5 protein-coding genes and 1 pseudogene are annotated in these 4,355 nt (G+C 57.6%); 2 read left to right on the forward strand and 4 right to left on the reverse strand.

Going from position 1 to position 4,355, the window contains the following annotated elements:
* Together C7C56_RS29300 and C7C56_RS09830 are read right to left on the reverse strand one after the other, a co-directional pair.
* Nucleotides 1-188 (reverse strand): hypothetical protein (locus tag C7C56_RS29300; protein ID WP_219933134.1); only part of this gene is annotated, 188 nt, incomplete at its 3' end.
* Between the two features lie 311 nt (nt 189-499).
* Nucleotides 500-1,582: an acyltransferase family protein gene (locus C7C56_RS09830; protein WP_181373105.1), complete on the reverse strand. Its 1,083-nt coding sequence runs from the start codon at nt 1,580-1,582 to the stop codon at nt 500-502.
* Between the two features lie 591 nt (nt 1,583-2,173).
* Here C7C56_RS09830 and C7C56_RS29735 point away from each other — a divergent pair.
* A complete protein-coding gene (locus C7C56_RS29735) occupies nt 2,174-2,395 on the forward strand; it encodes a hypothetical protein (RefSeq protein WP_229458521.1) in 222 nt (73 codons plus the stop codon).
* A 407-nt stretch (nt 2,396-2,802) separates the two neighbouring features.
* Here the strand turns inward: C7C56_RS29735 and C7C56_RS09840 are convergent, their stop codons facing one another.
* The gene (locus C7C56_RS09840) at nt 2,803-3,081 is read right to left on the reverse strand and encodes a hypothetical protein (RefSeq protein ID WP_106757252.1); all 279 of its coding nucleotides are present in this window, start codon (nt 3,079-3,081) and stop codon (nt 2,803-2,805) included.
* A 180-nt stretch (nt 3,082-3,261) separates the two neighbouring features.
* Between C7C56_RS09840 and C7C56_RS09845 the strand changes: the two genes are divergently transcribed.
* Nucleotides 3,262-3,978, forward strand: coding sequence for a pseudouridine synthase (locus tag C7C56_RS09845; RefSeq protein ID WP_106757253.1), 717 nt, complete (start codon nt 3,262-3,264; stop codon nt 3,976-3,978).
* Between the two features lie 76 nt (nt 3,979-4,054).
* Here C7C56_RS09845 and C7C56_RS09850 read toward each other — a convergent pair.
* A pseudogene (locus C7C56_RS09850) lies at nt 4,055-4,309 on the reverse strand (sugar nucleotide-binding protein); the annotation flags it as partial.
* Nucleotides 4,310-4,355: the final 46 nt, after the last annotated feature.

Consider the following 4,355-nt stretch of genomic DNA (forward strand, 5'->3'; position numbering starts at 1 on the left):
CGGTCACGTTCGCCGAAATACGCAGTCAACATCGTGTAGGTGCGCCAGAGCGTTGCATCGTCCAGATCGATCAGTGTCGTGCGCAGGCTCCCGTTCTCGACTGACCCATCGAAATCGGAACGACCCCACGCGAGGCTTTGGCTTCGAAGAAAATAGGTGGGTCCACAAATTTCGGCATCATGGGTCAATTTGACATCGGCGCCCACACCGTCGAGCGCTTTTTGCAGCCGACGATCCTAATTCCGACAGGCCCCTAGTGATGTACACCGAGAACGACTGTTACCTTGGCCTGCGCAATGGCTCGCTCGGCACGATCACCGAGGGATTCGAGCCGGCGGACGCCGAGGCGGCATGCTGTGTCTGTGTCTGCGAGTGCGCCGTGATGCGCTCATTGTTGCAAGCTGACGAGGTAAAACTTGGTATTCGATCCGATTTTATCAAGACTGCGGCTCGAGGCAAATGCTTCGCCGCTTACCTGGGACGGGGAAGTCCCTTCACGCTACTTTTGCACGGCCGCAGAAGCTACTGGCTTTTCTGACTTTCGAGTCGTTGTTAGTGACTTTCCCAACCGTATAAATGGCATTTCCAGAACGGTGAACGCAATTTGCGCTGCAATGATTGTCAAGAAAATAGCTGCAACGATAAAAAAAAACGAATTTATCGTTATGCCAAGGTGTTTAAGAATTTCAAATTGAACTCGATAAACTATTGGGTGAAGCAAGTACACGCCGTAGGTAAGGACGCCCAGCTGTGTGAGTGGCCGCGCGATCATGCCAGGCACAGAGAGTGCCATCTTATAAAACCCGATTACCATGAGCAGCGATGCCAGACTGAAAACCACTCTCGTCGTTCCAGTCACGATATTGATCGGATCTCCAACGACCGGAAACGCAAAAAACAGGAGAGCGGGAAGCACCAATAAGCATACACTCGCGGTCTTGCCCAAGGCAAGCTGCCGCATGTTATAAAATATCGCGATTCCGGCGCTATAGAAGTACAGGTTATTGAAAGGATTGACGTAAGTGGCCCATTGTTGCACCAGTGTCCGGTCTGAATTCAGGATATACGATGAAAACAACAGCCCTACCAGCCATGTTGCTGCTGTTAATAAATTACCAAGCAGTAACTTGCGATTGTAAACGTAAATAATCAAAGGCGTGAGCGCGTAATAGACCATCTCGTTACCGATAGACCATGCTCCCGTGCTTATGTATGCAGATGGCTGGAAGAATCCAAACAGCGTCGTCAGATTAGAAGCCACCAGCAACCAGTCGGATGGTTGACCTGAGACAAATTTGTACAGAACCGCGCAAAAAATCGTCAACCACAACAATGGCCATATCCGGAAAATTCTCCGGACAAAGAAATTCAGGGAAGACTGGATATCCACAATATATGCGTTGTAGACTACAGCCATGCTCAGGCCTGATAGGATAAAGAACATGGAGACGCCGTAGATTCCGAGCCGTCCCAAAAGGGTTGATGAATCAAGAGAGGCCACCTGCCAACTGAACAGGTGATAAACCATAATAGATAATGCGAGCAATCCCCGCTGCCAGTCCAGTGAATCAATTCTTTTCATATAAACTATTTCTGTAATTGCCGACGCTGAAACCATTACAACGCCGTACCGCATGGCGCGTGATTGAGTCACGTCCGAGAGTTTGGGGGGCAAGAAAAGCGGCGCGCACGCCGAAATGCAAAACAATGTCAAAATGACAATAATTTCCCGATCAAGTACATTGGTCGAAGGCCGCTAGTATTCCAAAACATTAAAGCCGGAGGCGCGGCAGTGCTTCCCGGCACGAGGTGTCCTATAGCGTTAAAGTCATGCAATATCCGTTATAATGCAACTACCTAAGCACATTTTCCTGAAGGCTACATTATACACTTCCCCATCTCTTGTTATAAACAGGTCGGACGAATACCGACGGCGGCGATGCCTGCGTGTGCGAGTTCATGCGCTGTGGCGCCATCGCGCGTATCGCCATGCTCAGCGCGCCCAACAACAGGATGCGCATGACTACGAATGCCCGCGCAAGCCGCGGCGCGTTCGCCTGATCCGCCACGTCTTGCCCAACGGCGAACAACGCGTGCTGATGCCCAATCTGTTCGATGACAAGCTCTCTTTCCGGCCGACTGCTTCGGCGAGCTCCACCACAAGCGTTGGAACATCGAAGAGGCGTTCAAACGGCTCAAGCACCGGCTCAAGCTGGAGCACGTCACCGGCTTGAGCCAACAGGCGGTCGTCCAAGATGTAGTCGCCAAAATCGTCTGCGACAACCTTCAAGCGTTGGTCGCGATAACCACCCTGCCGATGCGGTTCCTGCTGCCTTCAGCATTTGCGGGGCAAGAGACTAGCAGTCTGTCGGACGTGTGTCACGAACACAAGTGAGAGCTTGTGATGCTGTATTGAAGATGAAACAGGCCTCCCGAAGTCGGCTTGCTGCACTGGGCCAGACGGAAGTGCAAAACGCTTAAGGTGCATAAGCGCCGCAGTGTCGAATGGCTTAGCAAGATGAGGGACGTCGTTCCCCAGATGTTTGCGCACTGGTCGCTCGACGGGAGAAAGGTTGGATGGCGGGAGCCGTATGACGCGAGTGTCACGTACGGTTCTGCGAGAGGCTCAAGGCGAAACTCCTTGGGCCTACTCACCTTAGGATCGTCGGCTGCAAAAAGCGCTGGGCGGTCCATATTTCGCCGCTTTCTCGGCCAATAGCTCGCTATTGGCACTGCGAAATCGTCAAAATCTGCCCGCGTCCAGCACTTTTTTCGCTTCGACCCCCTAAGCCCGACAGGTTCCTAGTCCTGCTCCCCGTCCCGCTGCGCGAAGCCACCGCGCTGAAGCCAGTCCTGCAGGTTTTTCTGGGCCGTGTCGTACCAGCGCGCGCGCGCCGAGGGGCGCAGCGCGGCCGCGATCTGCATCTCGGTGTAGGTGTTGCCGCTGCTCCAGCGCGCGATCGCGATGCCGGCCGCGTTCGCGGCGCGCCGCTCGAGCGCGACTCGCAGGCGCGCGTCCGGCGCCGCCCCGGCCGTATCTTCGGGCGCATGCGCAAGCTTCGTCTGATTGATGGTTCCCATTGCATGCTCCCTTAATCTGCTGAGGTACATATTCGTACCCCTGTTAGGCCGATTCCTAACGATGTTTCATCATATCAATAGTTATTGCGTCGAACTTGATCTGAATCAAGAGTGCGGGACGCCAATCCGGGGCGCGCGCCTTCTTTGCGGCCCGGGGCAGTTCTGTTAAAGTCTCGCCCCATGAGCAAACTATCCCTAGACCGCATCCTGCAATCGCAAGGTTTCGGCACCCGCAAATACTGCCGCGCCCTGGTCGAGGACGGCGAGGTGCGCATCGACGGCGTGGTCCAGACCGGCTACAAGGGCGCGCTCGAGACCGCGGCGCTGACCTTGAACGTGTTCGGCGAGGACTGGCAATACCGCGAGCGCGTCTACATAGCGCTGCACAAGCCCGCCAATTTCGAGTGCTCGCGCAAGCCGAGCCACCACCCCGGGGTGCTGACCCTGCTGCCCGAGCAGTTCACCTGGCGCGACGTGCAACCGGTCGGGCGGCTCGACCACGACACCACGGGCCTACTGCTGATGTCCGACGACGGCCCGTTCATCCACGCCCAATCGTCGCCCAAGCGCCACATCCCGAAGATCTATCTCGCCTTCACCGAGGAGGCGGTCACGCCGGCGCTGGTCGCAAGCCTGCTGGCCGGCGTCAAACTGCACGACGAGCCGGCCCCGCTGGCCGCGCTCTCGTGCGTGCAGCGCGGCGACAAGCTGCTCGAGATCGTGCTCGAACAGGGCAAATATCACCAGGTCAAGCGTATGCTGGCGGCCGCGGGCAACCACTGCGCCGCCTTGCACCGCTGCGCCGTCGGCGGCCTCACGCTCGACGCGCTCGGGCTCGAGCCGGGCCAGTGGTGCTATCTCGAGGGCGCGCAACTGGACCTGCTCGCTTCGCGCTGAGGCCGCTGGCGCCGCCGCTGTCCGGCGCCGCGCGCAGCCGCCCGGGCCGGACCCGGTGGGGCGGTCCGCTGCCGTCTCATCGCTGAGCGCACTCCCCGCTCTGGTCCAGGCACTGCGCCAAGGCGCTCTCCCAGCCGGGCAGGGCGCAAAAGGACGCGGTGAATTTGTCGCACGCGAGCGCCGAATGGGCCGGCCTGTCTGCCGGCAGGGGATAGTCGGCGCCGCGTATCGGGGTGAGCAAGGGCTTTTTCTCCACGCTCCGATGCGCCACGATCGCCTCGGCAAAGCCATGCCAGCTGGTCCGGCCCCGCGCCGTCAGGTGGTACAGCCCCGACTTCGCCTGCCACCATCGCTTTCAGTATTGCTAAGCGTACCGT

Origin of the sequence: Massilia glaciei, assembly GCF_003011895.2 — a bacterium.
GTDB classification, from domain to species: domain Bacteria; phylum Pseudomonadota; class Gammaproteobacteria; order Burkholderiales; family Burkholderiaceae_D; genus Telluria_A; species Telluria_A glaciei.